At 71.5% G+C, this 14,635-nt stretch carries 13 protein-coding genes; 7 read left to right on the top strand and 6 right to left on the bottom strand.

All coding sequences use genetic code 11. The features are described from left to right. The first annotated feature begins 10 nt into the window (after positions 1–10). Entirely contained in the window at positions 11–622 is a 612-nt protein-coding gene (locus KYK13_RS26300) for a zinc-ribbon domain-containing protein (RefSeq protein WP_223634848.1), read from the top strand. A gap of 60 nt (positions 623–682) precedes the next feature. Here the strand turns inward: KYK13_RS26300 and KYK13_RS26305 are convergent, their stop codons facing one another. Further along, positions 683–1,048 (bottom strand): metallothionein, encoded by a 366-nt coding sequence (locus tag KYK13_RS26305; protein ID WP_223634850.1) that lies wholly within the window; start codon positions 1,046–1,048, stop codon positions 683–685. Between the two features lie 186 nt (positions 1,049–1,234). Here KYK13_RS26305 and KYK13_RS26310 point away from each other — a divergent pair, with 186 nt between their 5' ends. Then, the gene (locus KYK13_RS26310) at positions 1,235–2,797 is read left to right on the top strand and encodes a hypothetical protein (protein ID WP_223634852.1); all 1,563 of its coding nucleotides are present in this window, start codon (positions 1,235–1,237) and stop codon (positions 2,795–2,797) included. A 23-nt stretch (positions 2,798–2,820) separates the two neighbouring features. Then, complete coding sequence (locus KYK13_RS26315) at positions 2,821–3,999, top strand: hypothetical protein (RefSeq protein WP_223634854.1); 1,179 nt, start codon at positions 2,821–2,823, stop codon at positions 3,997–3,999. 78 nt (positions 4,000–4,077) lie between these two features. Here KYK13_RS26315 and KYK13_RS26320 read toward each other — a convergent pair whose 3' ends face one another. From KYK13_RS26320 to KYK13_RS26330, 3 genes are all read right to left on the bottom strand, one after another. Continuing rightward, positions 4,078–4,884 carry a hypothetical protein gene (locus tag KYK13_RS26320; RefSeq protein WP_223634857.1) on the bottom strand — a complete coding sequence of 269 codons (807 nt, stop codon included), beginning with the start codon at positions 4,882–4,884 and terminating at the stop codon, positions 4,078–4,080. Between the two features lie 158 nt (positions 4,885–5,042). Then, complete coding sequence (locus tag KYK13_RS26325; protein ID WP_223634859.1) at positions 5,043–7,826, bottom strand: serine/threonine-protein kinase; 2,784 nt, start codon at positions 7,824–7,826, stop codon at positions 5,043–5,045. 210 nt (positions 7,827–8,036) lie between these two features. Then, on the bottom strand, positions 8,037–9,134 hold the full coding sequence (locus KYK13_RS26330; protein WP_223634863.1) for a hypothetical protein: 1,098 nt from the start codon (positions 9,132–9,134) through the stop codon (positions 8,037–8,039). Positions 9,135–9,294: 160 nt separating this feature from the next. Here KYK13_RS26330 and KYK13_RS26335 point away from each other — a divergent pair, with 160 nt between their 5' ends. From KYK13_RS26335 to KYK13_RS26345, 3 genes are read left to right on the top strand one after another with little or no spacing between them, the layout of a single operon-like run. Beyond that, a complete protein-coding gene (locus tag KYK13_RS26335) occupies positions 9,295–10,113 on the top strand; it encodes a glycerophosphodiester phosphodiesterase (protein WP_223634866.1) in 819 nt (272 codons plus the stop codon). A 13-nt stretch (positions 10,114–10,126) separates the two neighbouring features. After that, a complete protein-coding gene (locus KYK13_RS26340; protein WP_223634868.1) occupies positions 10,127–10,882 on the top strand; it encodes a deoxynucleoside kinase in 756 nt (251 codons plus the stop codon). A gap of 34 nt (positions 10,883–10,916) precedes the next feature. Then, the gene (locus KYK13_RS26345; protein WP_223634871.1) at positions 10,917–11,435 is read left to right on the top strand and encodes an acyl-CoA thioesterase; all 519 of its coding nucleotides are present in this window, start codon (positions 10,917–10,919) and stop codon (positions 11,433–11,435) included. A gap of 85 nt (positions 11,436–11,520) precedes the next feature. On the opposite strand, the gene KYK13_RS26350 is transcribed toward KYK13_RS26345, so the two are convergent. Further along, on the bottom strand, positions 11,521–11,904 hold the full coding sequence (locus KYK13_RS26350) for an iron-sulfur cluster assembly accessory protein (protein WP_223634873.1): 384 nt from the start codon (positions 11,902–11,904) through the stop codon (positions 11,521–11,523). A gap of 101 nt (positions 11,905–12,005) precedes the next feature. Between KYK13_RS26350 and KYK13_RS26355 the strand changes: the two genes are divergently transcribed. Beyond that, positions 12,006–12,338 carry a rhodanese-like domain-containing protein gene (locus KYK13_RS26355; protein ID WP_223634876.1) on the top strand — a complete coding sequence of 111 codons (333 nt, stop codon included), beginning with the start codon at positions 12,006–12,008 and terminating at the stop codon, positions 12,336–12,338. Here KYK13_RS26355 and KYK13_RS26360 read toward each other — a convergent pair. Next, complete coding sequence (locus KYK13_RS26360) at positions 12,335–14,563, bottom strand: serine/threonine-protein kinase (protein ID WP_223634878.1); 2,229 nt, start codon at positions 14,561–14,563, stop codon at positions 12,335–12,337. The genes KYK13_RS26355 and KYK13_RS26360 overlap by 4 nt on opposite strands. Positions 14,564–14,635 lie beyond the last annotated feature (72 nt).

A 14,635-nucleotide genomic window follows, 5' to 3' on the forward strand; every position in this document is an offset into this window, starting at 1 on the left:
TGGAAGGAACGTGGCCTTCCGATTTCTCGCACTTCCCGCCCACCGGCTGGTGGACTTCCCCAAGACCCTGCCGGACGACGAGCGCCTCGAGCCGGAGCTTCCCCCGGTGGTTGAAGCCGTGGAGCGAGCCCTCGCCGGCGCCGAGTTCCGCGACCTGAAAGCCCGCGACCGCCTGCGCGCCCTGCTTCAGGGAGACCGTCCCCCGGCGCTGGGTTCTCCGGGCAAGGGCTATGGCCCCAGCGCCATCTTCGCCCAGCCGCCCCAGGACCTGCCGGCGCTCCTGCGCATGGCGGACGAGCTGGAGCAGCTGGCGCGCCGGGAGGCCGGCGAGCGCGCGCTCGTGTGGAAGTGCGGCGAGTGCAGCGCCCGCTACGCGGTGCCGGTGGCGCTGGTGCGCCAGGTGTCCATCCGCTGCGAGCGCTGCGGCCACCCGGTGCAGCTGTCCTCGCAGCAGAGCCTGGGCGAGGAGGCCCTCATCGACCCGTTCCAGGGCGCGGTGAACACCAGCCGCTATCAGCTCGCGGGCTTCTTCCGCGAGGCCATGGCGCGCGGCTGGCCCGTGCTCGTGGCGGAGGGCGGAACCCCCGCGCCGCGCGGGCGTCCCGCCAGCCCGGCGGCCTGAAGCCCCCGGAGCTTCGACGGCGCAGCTTCGACGGGGCCCCATCCAGGCCCCCTCCCCGCTTCAGATGAAGATGCCCGCGGAGGCGTCGTTGCGCGCCTCCTGGAGTTCCTGCGTGGCGGGGTGGCCCCGCAGCGCGTCCGTGACCTGACGCGGCGCAGCGTGGCCCTTGCACTTGGCGCACTCGCACTTGCCGCGCTTGCAGGTGCAGTCCGCCTTGCTGCCGCAGGAGCACTTCGCGGTCAGCAGCTGATCCAGCTCCTCGAGGGGGCGGGGCGCGTCGTCCTTCCTGGCCTCCGGAGCGGTCGTCTCGGTGCCCTTGGAGGCGGCCGCCTTCGCGTGGGCCTCGCAGGCGTGGGCGCTGGCGGGCATCAGCCACAGGCCGCCCAGCAGCAATCCCGAGGTCATCCACATCGCGCTGCGTGCCATGGTCCGTTCTCCTTGGCGGAGGCCCCGACGAGGCGTTGGGGGGAGGCCGGCCGCCGTCCCGGCCTATAGCGCAGGGGACTCCCCCTGCCAAGGCGTTCGCGCGCACCTTTGCCTACCTCTTGACGGAGCACACGGTGCGCTCGCCCGTCGACGTGCCGCGCGCGTACAGTCCGCGCCCTGCCGCCCGTGACGACCCGACCCGCCCGCATCGCCTTTTTCGCCGCGCTCGTCCTGGGGGCGCTCCCGCTCTGGGTGTCGCGCTTCCTGCCCATGGTGGACCTGCCGCAGCACCTGTACCTCATCTCGGTGCTGCACCGGCTGGACGACCCGACGACGCTGTACCCCACGCTGTTCGCGGCGCGGCACGAGCTGACGCCCTACCTCGGGTACTACTACCTCGTCAGCGCGCTCAACTGGCTGTTGCCGCTGGAGCTGGCCAACCGCGTCTTCCTCACCGCGTACGTGGTGGGGATGCCGCTGGGCATGGCCTTCCTCCTGCGCAGCCTGGGGCGGCCTTCGTGGCCCGCGCTGCTCACGCTGCCGCTCGCGTACGGGGACAGCTTCGGCTGGGGCTTCATCAACTACCTGGCGGCCCTGCCGCTGACGCTGCTGTGCTGCGGCCTCTTCGTGCGCACGCTGACGGACGCACCGCGGCGCGCGCGCTGGGGCCTGGGGCTGGCGGTGTGCCTGGTGGCGGTGCTGCTCTTCCACGTGCAGGCCTTCGGGTTCCTGGCGTTCGGGCTGCCGTGGCTGCTCATCACCACGCCGGTGCCGGAGGACGCGACGGCGCGCGGCATGGGGGCCCGGCTGCGGCCGCGCGTGCCGGCGCTCCTGGGCGTGGTGCCCGGCGTGGCGCTGTTCCTGTCGTGGGTGGTGCTGCGGTTCGGCAACCCGCCGGACATCCAGCCGGGCGCGCCGTGGAAGGCGTGGGGGCCCACGTTCTCGCCGCAGAACCTGGCGTGGAAGGGCTTCGAGCAGAACCGCTCGGAGTTCTTCCAGGTGCTCGCCAACACGTTCCACGACGGTTCGGACCGCTGGCCGCTGTACGCGGTGGGCGCGCTGGCGGTGGCGGGCTGGGTGCTGGGGCTCGTGGGAGCGGGGACGCGCCGCGAGGGCCCGGTGGCGCGCTGGCGGCTGCTGGGGCTGGGCGCGCTGGCGCTGGCGCTCTACTTCCTCCTGCCCTTCGACATCCGGGGGTACGTCTACTACCTCAACACTCGCTACGCGCACCTGGCCGCGGCGCTGCTGGTGGCCAGCGTGCCCGCCGTGCGCGCCGGATGGCGGACGCCCTTGACCTTCGCGGCGGCGGCGAGCGCGTTGGTGCTGACCTTCGTGATGGGGCGCGGCTTCCGGGACTTCTCCGTGGAGGCCCGCGAGCTGGAGGCGCTCTCCAACCTGGCCGCGAACCGGCCGAAGGTGATGGGGCTGGTGTTCGATCCGCGCTCGCGCGTGGTGCGCTTCCCCGTGTTCATCCACGCCGCGGCGGTGGTGGCGCGCGAGCGCGGCGGGGTGCCCAACTTCACCTTCGCCAGCACGCCGCACTCGCCGCTGCGCTACCGGGGCGAGGTGCCGCCCACCTTCCCTTCCGAATGGCGGCCCCAGGAGATGGACTACGCGACCCAGGGAAGCTGGTACGACCACTTCCTCGTGCGAGGGGTGCATCCGTCGCGTGTCTTCGGCGGACGTCTCCAGTCGGAACTGGTCATCGTGGGACAGGCCGGGGGGAGCTGGCTGGTGCGGCGGCGGTAGGGCGTGAAGTAGAACCCCCGCGCATGAGCCCTGCCTCCACCGAGCCCCGTCCCCTGCTGGATGCGCTGCGCGCCGGCACGCCCCTGCCCGCCTTCCCGGAGGCGGACGTCGCGCAGGCCCGCAGGCTCGCGGACGACGTGGGCAGCGCGTCCGCCGCGACCGTGGAGGCCCTGCCGGAGGCCCTGGCGGGCGCGGTGCTGGAGGCGGCGGTGCTGGCGGGCCAGGTGGCGCTGCCGGAGGCCCTGTCCGCCTCCACGATGAAGCCGCTGGCCAAGGCCGCGAAGAAGGCGCTCTACCGGCTGCGCTCGCGGGGCGTCACCCCGGCGGAAGCCCCCAGGGCCGCGCCCCAGGCTCCGGCGCCGGAGACGCTGCCCACGCTGGTGACCGTGGTGTCCTCGACGGGGCAGTACGGCCTGCTGCTCACGCGCGTGGTGCACGGCGGCGTGGAGCTGCTCCAGGTCATCGCGTCGGACGAGCAGGGCGTCCTGGAGCTCACCCGCACCGAGCAGAGCCGTGGGTCCATCCGCCGCATCCTCAAGCATGGGCTGAAGAACGGCTTCGGCATGGAGGTCTCCCGCGAGGAGGGAGCCCGGCTGCTCGCCGAGGCAGCGGCCCTCAACCTGCGCACCCGCACGCCCTTTCCGCCGGACCTGGAGGCCGCGCTGCGCCACCACGGCGTGCAGCCCCTCCACGAGCCGGAGCCCCTCCCCGCCCCCGAGCCCGACGACGTGCGCCACGCACTGGAGGGCGACCAGCTCCACGCCACGCCGGAGATCGCCGAGTGGATGCCGCCCGACGCGGAGGTCCAGGCGCTGATGGAGCAGGTGCAGGCGCTGGCCGCGAGCCCGCTGGCGTTGAGCGGAGTCCAGCGGCAGGAGCAGGTGCAGCAGCGGGTGCGGGACGCGGCGAAGGCGTACTTCACGCCGGAGGTGCGCCAGCGCTACGCACGCCGCCTGTGGCGCATGGCGGCCTTCTTCGACGCGACCGGGCGGGCCCTCCAGGCATCCATCGCGAGGGGCGAGGCGCGGCGCCTCTTCCACGGGCTCGAGGAACCCTTCTCGCGCTTCGCGGAGACGCTCTTCGCCAAGGTCGTGGTCCTGGCCGCGGCGGGTGCCCAGGCGCAGGCCGCCACGGGCCCGGAAGCGGCTCCTGCCGCCCCCACGGGCGAGCGGCGCAGCCCCGGCGGCCTCATCCTGCCTTGAGGCCGCGCGCAGCCACTCCATCCAGGGCCCCGCGTCCCGAACGCCTCCAGGGCGTCGCGGGAGCGGGCCCGCTTCACGTCAGTTCGGCTCCGTGCGGGCGCACAGGAGCAGGTCCAGGTTCTCCCGCTCCCAGGCGACCGCCCGCTGGTAGTCGTGGAAGCGCTTCTCGTGCTCCATCAGCTCCGGCGGGTGGATGCAGCGCCGGCCGTCCTCACCCCGGCGGGCGCGGTAGACGTGGTGCAGCATCTCGTGGAAGACGATCCACTCCACGAAGTACCGGGGCACCAGCGGCTGATCCAACGCCGGGTGGATGCGGATGACCTTCGAGTCCGCCGAGTACGAGCCCATCTTGATGCTCTTGCGAGGCCCCTTCACCCGGGGCGCCGGCCCGTAGGTGATGGCCGCGTCGATGCGGCTCTGGAAGTAGCGCTCGTTGAGCCGCTCATAGATGCGCCCCAGGTCGTGGTAGCGCCCCACCGGCGACAGCCGCAGCCGCTTGCGCATCTGCGCCGGGGACAGCCGGCGGATGAAGATGCGGTTGCGCTCGATGTAGCGGTCCAGGAGCGCGCTGGCGTCCGGGTCCCCCTTGCGCACGAAACTCGCGAGCGCCTGGAGCACGTCGTCCGGCGCGGCCAGGAACATGTGGTGCAGCCTCAACCGCCACAGCGCCCGCTGCCGTTGGAACGTCAGCATCGTGTGGGTGTTGTCGTGGATCTCCACCGCCACCTTCCCCCGCAGCCGCGTGCGCAGCCGGCGCTCCAACACGCGCCGCCACACCTTCACCAGTCGGTTGGGCTCCGGGGCGACCGGGAGCTGCCGGGCCACCCTCCCCGCGGGGTAGGTCCTCTGTCGGTTGATGTTCTTCCGCTTCTTCGCGCGAGCCATAGAGGGGTCGGAGTCTACGGACCCCTCTGACATGTGTAAACGCGCCCGCTTGGTGGAAAGCCAAGGAATTCCAACGACTTAAGGGCACTCAAGCTTACCCGGTCCTACGTGTCCGCCGCAGGGTGCGGATGCCGCATACGCGTAAGTCGCCGTGCCAATTAGTGCTTCCGCCGGCAGGGGACCCGGAGCGTCTGGAGTTCCCCGGTTACAGGTCGGACGTTGTAGGTTTCGATCCCCCGAGGTGCCCGTCTTCCCGGACAGGTGTACTGGACGCGGAGCGGGCCGGGGGCCAGGGCGACCACCTGGTTGATGGGCAGCTTCCCGCCGCCCGGCCGACCGAGCACCGTCCGCGCCGGGGCCTCGAAGCGGACGTCCACGGTGGCGGGGGGTGGGGGCTCGGTGGGGGGCGCCGGCTCCGGGGCCGGAGTGAGTGCGGCTTCGGCACCGGCCGCGGCCACCGCGAGCCCTGCGTCCGGCGGCGTCGCGGAGGTGTCAGCGACGGCGGGTTCCGCGGGCTTCATCGTCGCGGCGGAGTCCGCGAGGGCAGGCTCCGCGGACTTCGGGGGCGCCGCCAGCTCCAGAGCGGGCGGGGGCGGCTTCGCAGGGGCTGCCCCCAGGGGCCCGGGGCGCGCCGGACCTCCTGTTGGAGCCCCCTTCATGGGCGCGGGGGGTGACTGCGCCTCCTGGCTGAAGAGGCCCATCATCCACGCAAGCCCCAGGCCCAACACGGCGACGAGCATCGTGCCCACCACGAACAGCACGGCGCGCGAACGCCCGCGCTGCCGGGAGTGGTCGAGGGTGGCGGGCCCCTCGTCAGCGTAGGCCTCGTCCTCGTCGACGGGAGGGCGCACGGTCCGCCGGGGCGGCCGACGCGGGGCCTGGAACCCGACGGTGGACTCGTCGTCGTCCGGGTCGCCGGAGGACACGGGCGTGGGGTCCGTGAGGCTCGCCCCGGAGGGGCCCGGGTCGGTGTGGAAGAGCTCGTCGTCCTCGGGCGCAGGCCGCGGCGGCGGGCGCGCGTTGCGGGCCCCGGGACCTCCCGGCGACGCGGCCCGGTTCGCGTCGCTGGAAGGCGAGACGCCCCGGCGCGGGCCCGCGGACTGTGACACGCGGCCCTCGTCGCCCATGCGGCGAGGACCGGAGGAAAGCGGCTCGGAGCGGCCGTCGTCTCCCATGCGGCGGGGACCGGACGAGAGCGGCTCGGAGCGGCCATCGTCGGCAGCCGCCGCACCCGGACGGCGCGAGACCGCGGGCGGCGTCGAGGTACGCGCCTCGGACGCGCTGGGAGGCGTGCGGCGCGCGGTGGGCGCGAACGGCTCCTCCCCAGTGCCCGTCCCGCGAGGCGTGGCCACGCCGGACGACGGACGCCGCGAACGGTCTCCCCCGCCCCGCTCTCCAGTGCGAGCGGTCGCCTCGGGAGGCCCCACCCGCCGCGCCGGCGTGGGCGCCATGGCCCGGGGACGGCGTGCGCGCAGCGGCACGGTGGAGTCGGCGTCGTCGTCCTCCTCCTGCACGTCCTCGTCGTCCCAGGCTTCCGCCTCGAACTCGGGCTCCAGGTGGCGGCGCGGCGCGGGCGCTCCGGGCAGGGTCCCGACGGCGGTGGACTCGCCTTCGTCGTCCTCGTCGCCGTCGTCACGCGTGGGCAGGTCGCGCGGCAGCGCCATCTGCGTCTCGGGTTCCTTCTCCTCGGCGTCCCAGGCGCGCAGCGCGGCGGCCTCGGCCGTGGGCCTGCGCGCGGGAGGCCGGGCCACCAGCGCCACGGGCGTCAGCGCCGAGGGTCCCCGGGGCTGCGAAGCGGTGCCGCCCAGCGGCAGGGTGCGCGACGCCGTGTCCTCGGTCAGGGGCAACGTCCGAGCGGCCGTGTCCTCCGCGTCGGCCAGGGGCAGCGTGCGCGCGGCGGTGTCCTCCGGCAGGTCGGGCACCGGAGGCGGCAGCGGCGTGCGAAGGGCCGGCAGCGGCACCGTGGCCTCGTGCCGGCCCGCGCGCTTCGCCGGAGGGATGTGGAGCACGGTGCGCTCCTCCTTCTCTCCCAGGAGCCGCGCGATGTACCCCGCCACGTCCAGGCTCTGCTTGAGCACGCCGGACGCGAGGAACGCCTCCAGGTCGTTGCGGACGTCCGAGGCCCGCTGGTAGCGCTGGGTGCGGTCCTTCACCAGGCACCGCATCACGATGCGCGACAGGGCCTCCGGGTAGTCCGGGCGCACCAGGTGCGGCGGCGACGGCTCCTCGTAGCGGATGGCGTAGAGGATGCCCTCCGTGGTGGGGCGGTGGAAGGGCTGCTTGCCGGTGGTGATTTCGTACAGCATCACGCCCAGCGCGTAGATGTCCGCCCGGTGGTCCAGCCGCTCCTGGAGGATCTGCTCCGGGGACAGGTAGAGGAACTTCCCCTTGATGACGCCCGGCTTGCTGCGCTCCATGAACGCGCCGGCCTTGGCGATGCCGAAGTCGACGAGCTTCACGCGCCCGTCGTAGGAGATCATCACGTTCTGCGGAGAGACGTCCCGGTGGATCAGCTCCAGGGGGCGCCCGTCCACGCCGCGGCTGAAGTGCGCGTGGTCCAGGCCCGCGGCGATGGCCGCGCAGATCTTCGCCGCGACGCCATACGGCATGGAGGCGCCGAACTTGAACTCCTCGGCGAGCACGCGGCGCAGGTCGACGCCCTCCACGTACTCCATGCAGATGAAGATGTTGTCCCCCTCCTTCCCCAGCTCGTGCACCTGCACGATGTTGGGGTGGTGGAGCTGGGCGGCGATGCGCGCCTCGTCCAGGAACATCTGGACGAACTCCGGCTCCTCGGAGAGGTACGGGAGGATCCGCTTGATGACCACCAGCGTGGGGTCCGGCGGCTTGTGCGCCAGGAACAGCTCCGCCATCCCGCCCAGCGCGAGGCGCTTGATGAGCAGGTATTTACCGAACGGGGTGGCCGTCTGGGGCGAGCTCAAGGACGTGGAAGGTGCGGACCGCGGGTGGAACTTTGAAGCGTGTCCGGAGCCTACCTGCATTCCAGCCCCGGGGGGAGCCGTCCGACCCGCCCGGCGCCGGACTCTAGGCAGGCCCGGCGGGGCACGCGAACTTTCAGGTCCCTGAAACATGACCGCCCCCCAGGGCACGGGGCCCTGGGAGGCGGACGGGAAGACTTCAGGTCCAGCGGATTACGGGAAGGCCGCGCCGTTCACCTGGCCCGGCAGGTCTTCGCAGCCCTGCGGGATGATGGTGTAGGTGTAGCGCTGGGTGGTGCCCGGCACGCCGCTGTCGGAGCTGTTGTTGCCGCAGCCGGTGATGTCCGAGCTACCGTTGGTGCAGGGCGCGAAGGTGTAGGTGTCCCAGACGCCGCTGATGCCGTTGGGGAACGTCACCGTGCCGCCATCGAGGGCGGCCTTCTGGAAGTCACAGCCGACGACCGTGCCGCCATCGCTCAGATTCCGGGAGCGCGTCTTGTCTTGGTAGACGAGGATGCCGCCGGTGACCTCGAAGCCGTAGTAGATGGTGCCCGCGTCCTCATTGTCCAAGCGCTGGAACTGAACAGGCTGCGGGTTGGTCAGCGTGAGCGGACCCGTCAGATGGACGCGCGTGCCCAGGAAGGACGCAGCGTTCTGGGCCGCCTCGAGCGACGTCTTCAGGTCCTCCACCGTCACCTCGTTGGCCGGCGGGCGGGCGTCCACGCCCGCGTCGGACTTCACGGTGATGTTGAGCGTCTTCCCGTTGCGGTAGTCATTCGCCAGGTGATGGCGGCGGCCGCTGAACGGCTGGTAGTTCGGCTCGGTGCCGAAGTAACCCTCGATGTCGACCTTGTTGCCCGGCTGCGGGCGGTACGTGTCCGGCACATCGTCGTAGAACTTGCTGATATAGAGGCCCTCCTTCGGGAAGGCCGGGTCCGTCACCCAGAAGAACGAGCGCCACTGCTTCCCGTCGGTGCCCAGCTTCTCATAGTCAACGTCGGTGACGATGACGTCGTGCAGCGTCGCCTTGGTGCCGAACGACAGCTTGCGCGTCTGGGCAATCTGGCCGCCCGTGCCCGCATCGGTGTTCGAGCCCGCGTCGGTGCCGGCATCGGTGTTCGAGCCCGCATCGGTGCCGGCGTCGGTGTTCGAGCCCGCGTCGGTGCCAGCATCCGTGCTGCAGACGCCCGTGCAGCCGGCGTCCGGAGTCGGGTTGTTGCCTTCATCGTCACGGCCGCCACAGCCGGCCGCCGTGGCCATCGCCGCTGCAGCCAGGAGGGCCGCGGCCCCCAGCTTCGTGCGCAGTTCCATTCGTATCTCTCCGGGAGGTAAGGGGCGCCGTCGTTGTTGAAGTCAGACGCCGGTCGGGCTGAGGATTCAGGCCCTTATACCGGCGGCCCCACGGGGCCGGCAAGGAACGGACTGGGCCCCCGTTCGTGACATCGTCGTCAATTCAGGAATAGGTGGATCAATGCTTCCGCGCGACACGTTTCTCCATGGGCTGAAGCCCACGCTCCACATCGCGCACCGCGGGGGCGCGCTCCTCGCGCCGGAGAACACGCTGGAGGCGTTCCACCGCGCCGTCCACACGCACCGCACGGACATGCTGGAACTGGACGTGCACCTGTCGCGCGATGGCGAAGTCATCGTCGCGCACGACGACACGCTGGAGCGCTGCACCGATGGTGAAGGTCCGCTCGCCGCGCTCACGCTGGCGGAGCTGCGCAAGCTGGACGCGGGCCACCGCTTCACGCCGGACGAGGGTCGCACCTTCCCCTTCCGTGGTCAGGGCGTGCGCCTGCCCACGCTGCGCGAGGTGTTGCGCGCCTTCCCATCGCTGCGCCTCAACGTGGAGCTCAAGCCGGACGTGCCAGGCGCGGAGGCAGTGCTCGCCCGCCTGCTGACCGAGGAAGACGCCCTGGGCCGCGTGTGCATTGGCAGCGAGCAGGACGTCATCGCGGAGCGGCTCCACGCGCGGCTCCCCGACGTGTGCCACTTCTATCCACGCGACGCGCTGGCCGCGTTCGTCCTGGCGCTCAAGGCGGGCGAGGCGCCGCCGGAGGACGCGCGCTTCCGCGTGCTCGACATGCCGCTGTACTTCGGCGAGGTCCGGCTGGTGGACGACGCGCTGCTCAAGGCCGCGGCCGAGCGCGGCAAGTGGCTCAACGTCTGGACCGTGGATGATCCGGCGGAGATGGACCGGCTCCTCCAGGAGGGCATCGGCGGCATCATGACCGACCGGCCGGACCTGCTCCGCCAGCGAATGGACGCCTCTGGAAAGCCGGGTTAAGCCTTCGGGCTCCATGCCCCGCTCCACCGCCCGCGCGCGTCCGGCGACGTCCCGCTCCGAGCCGCCCTCCCCCAAGGCGCCGCCCCCGGCCGAGTCCGAATCGAAGCCCGCTCGCAACACCCTCAAGCTCAAGGTGAAGGTGCCGCGCGCCAAGCGCTTCGTGGCGCTCGCGGGCAACATCGGCGCGGGCAAGACGACGGCCGCGAAGCTCATCAGCCAGGGCTTCGGCTTCGAGCTCTTCGACGAGCCCGTCATCGACAACCGCTTCCTGCGTGACTACTACGGCGACATGACGCGGTGGTCGTTCACGCTGCAGCTGGAGTTCCTCATCCGGCGCGTGGAGCACCACGAGCTCATCCACTCCGTCAGGAAGAGCTGCGTGCAGGACCGCACGCTCTACGAGGACCCGGAAATCTTCGCCAAGTACCTGCACGGCCTGGGGCACATGACGAACGCGGAGCTGGACCTGTACTACGAGTACTTCCAGCGGCTGTCGCGCCACATCGTGCGGCCGGACAAGGTCATCTGCTTCGACGTGCCCTCCGAGGACGTGCTGCTCCAGCGCATCCGCACCCGCGGCCGCGCCGAGGAGAAGGGCATTGGCAAGCAGTTCCTCAAGGGCCTCAACGGCTACTACGCGGGCTTTCCCCAGGTGCTCCAGGAGAAGTACGGCGTGGAGTGCCTGGTGGTGGACGTCACGACGCAGGACATCCGCCGGGGCCCGGGGCGCGACGAGTTCATGGACCGCGTCTCCGCATTCCTCGCCTGACACGGCCGCGTTTCGTGCGACGCTCGGCCGCGCCATGCACGACCTCAGCCCGAAGAGCCCGCGCGAATCCGAAGTGGTGATGACGCAGCTCATCCTCCCTCCGGACGCCAACAACCTGAACGCCGCGTTCGGCGGGAAGGTGATGCAGTGGATCGACATCTGCGGCGCCGTGGCCGCCCAGCGCCACTGCCGTCAGGTCGTGGTGACGGCGTCCATGGACGACCTGCACTTCCACGCCCCCATCCGCGTGGGCTGGATTGCCCTGCTCCACGCGCGCGTGCTCGCGGCGTTCCGCACGTCGTTGGAGGTGGGCGTCACCGTGCACGCGGAGAACCCGCTCACCGGTGAGCGGCACCTCACCACCAGCGCGCTGCTCACCTTCGTGGCGCAGGGCCAGGACGGCAAGGGCGTGCCCGTGCCACCGCTGCTCCTGGAGTCGGACGCCGAGCGCCAGGCCTTCCAGGAGGCCGAGGCCCGCCGCGCCCAGCGCCGCAACCGCGGTCAGGGCGAGCAGAACTGGATGAAGGTGATGAAGCCCGTGGCCGGCGCCTGAGGGCTGGACGCACGAAGGGCCGGGGGCACGCCTGTCCGGCGTCCCATCCCGGCCCTCCTTCCACCCTGAAGCGTCGGGCGACGGCTCAGGTGGTGAACGACGTACCGCAGCCGCAGGACGACTTGGCGTTCGGGTTCTCGAACTTGAAGCCCGCGCCGGTGATGCTGGTGACGTAGTCGATGTGCGTGCCCGTGAGGTACTGGGCGCTCAGCGCGTCCGTGGCGATCTGGATGCCATCCTGCTCCCACGTCTGGTCGCCCGCCTTCGTCTCCTTGACGAGGTTCAGGTCGTAGCCCAGGCCGCTGCAGCCGGAGGGCACCACGCGGATGGAGAAGAAGTACCCCTGGAAGCCCTGGGCCTGGATGACCGTCTTCACCTGGGCGACGGCGGCGGCCGTCAGGACGACCGGCGCGGAGGTGGCGGGCTGGGAGGCCGGCGTGGAGCCGGCGACGGCGGTAGAAGTATCCATGTGCTTCAATCTCCTCGTAGACGGCGCCTCATAACGCCCTGGCGCCCGAAAAGCCAAGGGACCTGACGGGCCCCTTCCCGGCTCAACAGAAGATAACCCCCATGCCCATCCCTGAAATCACCCCCGCCGAGCTGGCCCGGCGCCTGGCAGGTCCCCCCGAAGCGCGCCCCGTGCTGGTGGACGTGAGATTCCCGCACGAGCACGAATGGGTGGCCCTGCCGGACTCCGTGCTGATGCCCCTGCCGGAGCTGGAGGACTTCCACGCGCAGCTGGACGCCCTCCGGGGCCGCCCCGTGGTCGTCTACTGCCACCACGGGGTGCGCAGCCTGGACGGCGCCGCGTACCTCATCGACCGGGGCCTGGACGCCGTGTCGCTCCACGGCGGCATCGACCTGTACTCGCGCACCGTGGACCCGTCCCTGCCGCGCTACTAGAGCGCGGAGGCCAGGTCCAGGGGCAGGTCCGTCGTCTCGTCCGGCTTGATGGTGGCCTCGAAGGCCACGGGCTCCTTGAGCTGCTTGCCGCGCAGCTCCAGGCGCTGCTTGCCCTCCATCAGCTTGAGCGTCGTGCCGGCGCTGCCCATCATCTGGTTGTTCCGGTACACCGTCAGGCCCGACGCCATGGCCTTGGGGGTGATCTTCAGCTTGAGGGTGCCTTCCTTGAAGCTGCGCTCGAAGGTCTTCAGCTCGCCGGGCTGGCCGAACGCGAGTTCCTCCGAGTCCTCCAGGTAGATGCCCTGGGCGTCGTTCTCCAGGATGAGCGTGTCCTGCAGGTGGGCGCCCTGCACGCGCGTGAGCGGCGCGGTGCCCAGGAACGTCACCGGCTCCGGGCTGTTGCAGCGCTCCGTGTGCCGCACGGACACCTTCACCGGCTGGTTGGTGTTCACCGTGAGCCACACGCCCTGCGCGTCCGCGGCCTTGGACGTGAGCGCCAGCATGATGGGCTCGCGGAAGAGCACGACCAGCGCGAGCAGGCCCACCACCAGACCCACGGAGATGAGCGTACGCACGCTGCCGCCCCGGGGCTTCGTGGGCTCCGGCAGCGCGGGGGCGTTGGAGCGCGACGGGCGGCGCTCGCCGGAGTCCTCGTCCTCGTCCACCGGCGGGGCCACCGGGCGCGGGCGCGGGGCGTCCACGCGGCTGGAGGTGCGGCGGCGCGGTGCCTCCACGGCGGACTGGCTGGTGCTGGTGCGGCGGCGCGGCGGGGGCGCGGGGACCGGCTCCGTCTCCAGATCGTCCTCGGGAGGCGGCAGGCGCGTGCGCTCGTCGTCCTCCAGGTCCATGCGCTGCACGCCCGAGCGCGAGCGCATGGGCGGCTCCGACACCGGCGCGCCGCGCGACATCGTGCGCCGGGGCGGCGGGACGTCGTCCACCGCCTGGCTGCGCAGGTCCGAGCGCGAGTTGGTGCGGGCAATCTGCGTCGCGTTCGGGTTGCTGGTGGACGTGCCGCGGCGGACCGCCGGCTCCGACGCGCTGGAGCGCCGGCGGGGCTGCGGCTCCACGCCGGTGAGCGACGGCGCGTCGTACTCGTTCGGATCCTCCGCCAGCGCGGGCGACATGCCCGTCGCGCGGCGGGGCGCGGAGCCCGTGCGGGTGGCGTTGCCGCGAGAGCGCTCGCGCGACTGCGACGGCGACTCGCCCGGCGGGGCCTCCCAGCTCATGTCCGGGGGCGGCCGGGGCGGCGAGGTGTTGGAGTCCTCGCCCACGGGCACGAACTGGCCCTGCTTGCGCTCCTCGTCCAGACGCTCCGCGAAGAGCGTCTTCATCAGCTCGGAAATCTGACCGGAGGTGACCAGCCAGCGCTCGTTGACGAGCAGCTCCTCCAGGGCGGTCTGGAACTCGCGCGCGTTGTCGTAGCGGTCGTCCGCGTTCTTGGCGAGCGCGCGCATCACCACGTGGTCCATGTCCCGGGGCACGTCGGCCACCTCGGACGGGGACGGGATGGCGCACTCCATGGCCGCCTGCAGCGTGGCCAGCTCCGATTCCTTCTTGAGCGGCCGGTGCCCGGTGAGCATCTCGTACAGCACCAGGCCGATGGCGAAGATGTCCGCGCGCCGGTCCAGGTGCTTGCCCGCGGCCTGCTCGGGCGCCATGTACGCGAACTTGCCCTTGATGGCGCCGGACTTCGTCATCGACGCCTGGTCCGCCGCCTTCGCGATGCCGAAGTCCACCAGCTTCACCGAACCATCGAAGCTGATCAGGATGTTCTGCGGGCTGATGTCGCGGTGGACCACGTTGAGCGGCTGGCCGCGATCATCCGTGCGGCTGTGCGCGTAGTAGAGGCCCTCGCACGCGGAGGCGACGATGCGGATGGCCAGCGGACGGGCGATCCACTGGTTCATCCCGCTGGCCTTGCGCATGACCCGGCCCAGGTCCTCGCCGTGGATGAACTCCATGGCGATGTAGTAGGTGCCGTTGGCCTCGCCGAATTCGTAGACCTGCGCGATGTTCGGGTGGTTGAAGCGCGCGGCGATCAGCGCCTCGTTCTTGAACATCTCCACGAACTCGCGGTCCTCCGCGAGGTGCGGGAGGATGCGCTTGACGACAAGCTCCTTCTGGAAGCCCTCGATTCCGGACTGACGAGCCAGCCAGACTTCGGCCATGCCGCCCGTGGCGAGCTTCTTGAGGAGCTGGTATTTCCCGAAGGCTTGAGGGTTCATCCCGGGGACTCCCCGGGGGGAGCGGGCTCAGTGGAAGGTGACAGGGCAGCGCATCTTAGGGGACAGCGGCCC

It is taken from the genome of Corallococcus sp. EGB (assembly GCF_019968905.1).
In the GTDB taxonomy this organism is placed as follows: Bacteria; Myxococcota; Myxococcia; order Myxococcales; family Myxococcaceae; genus Corallococcus.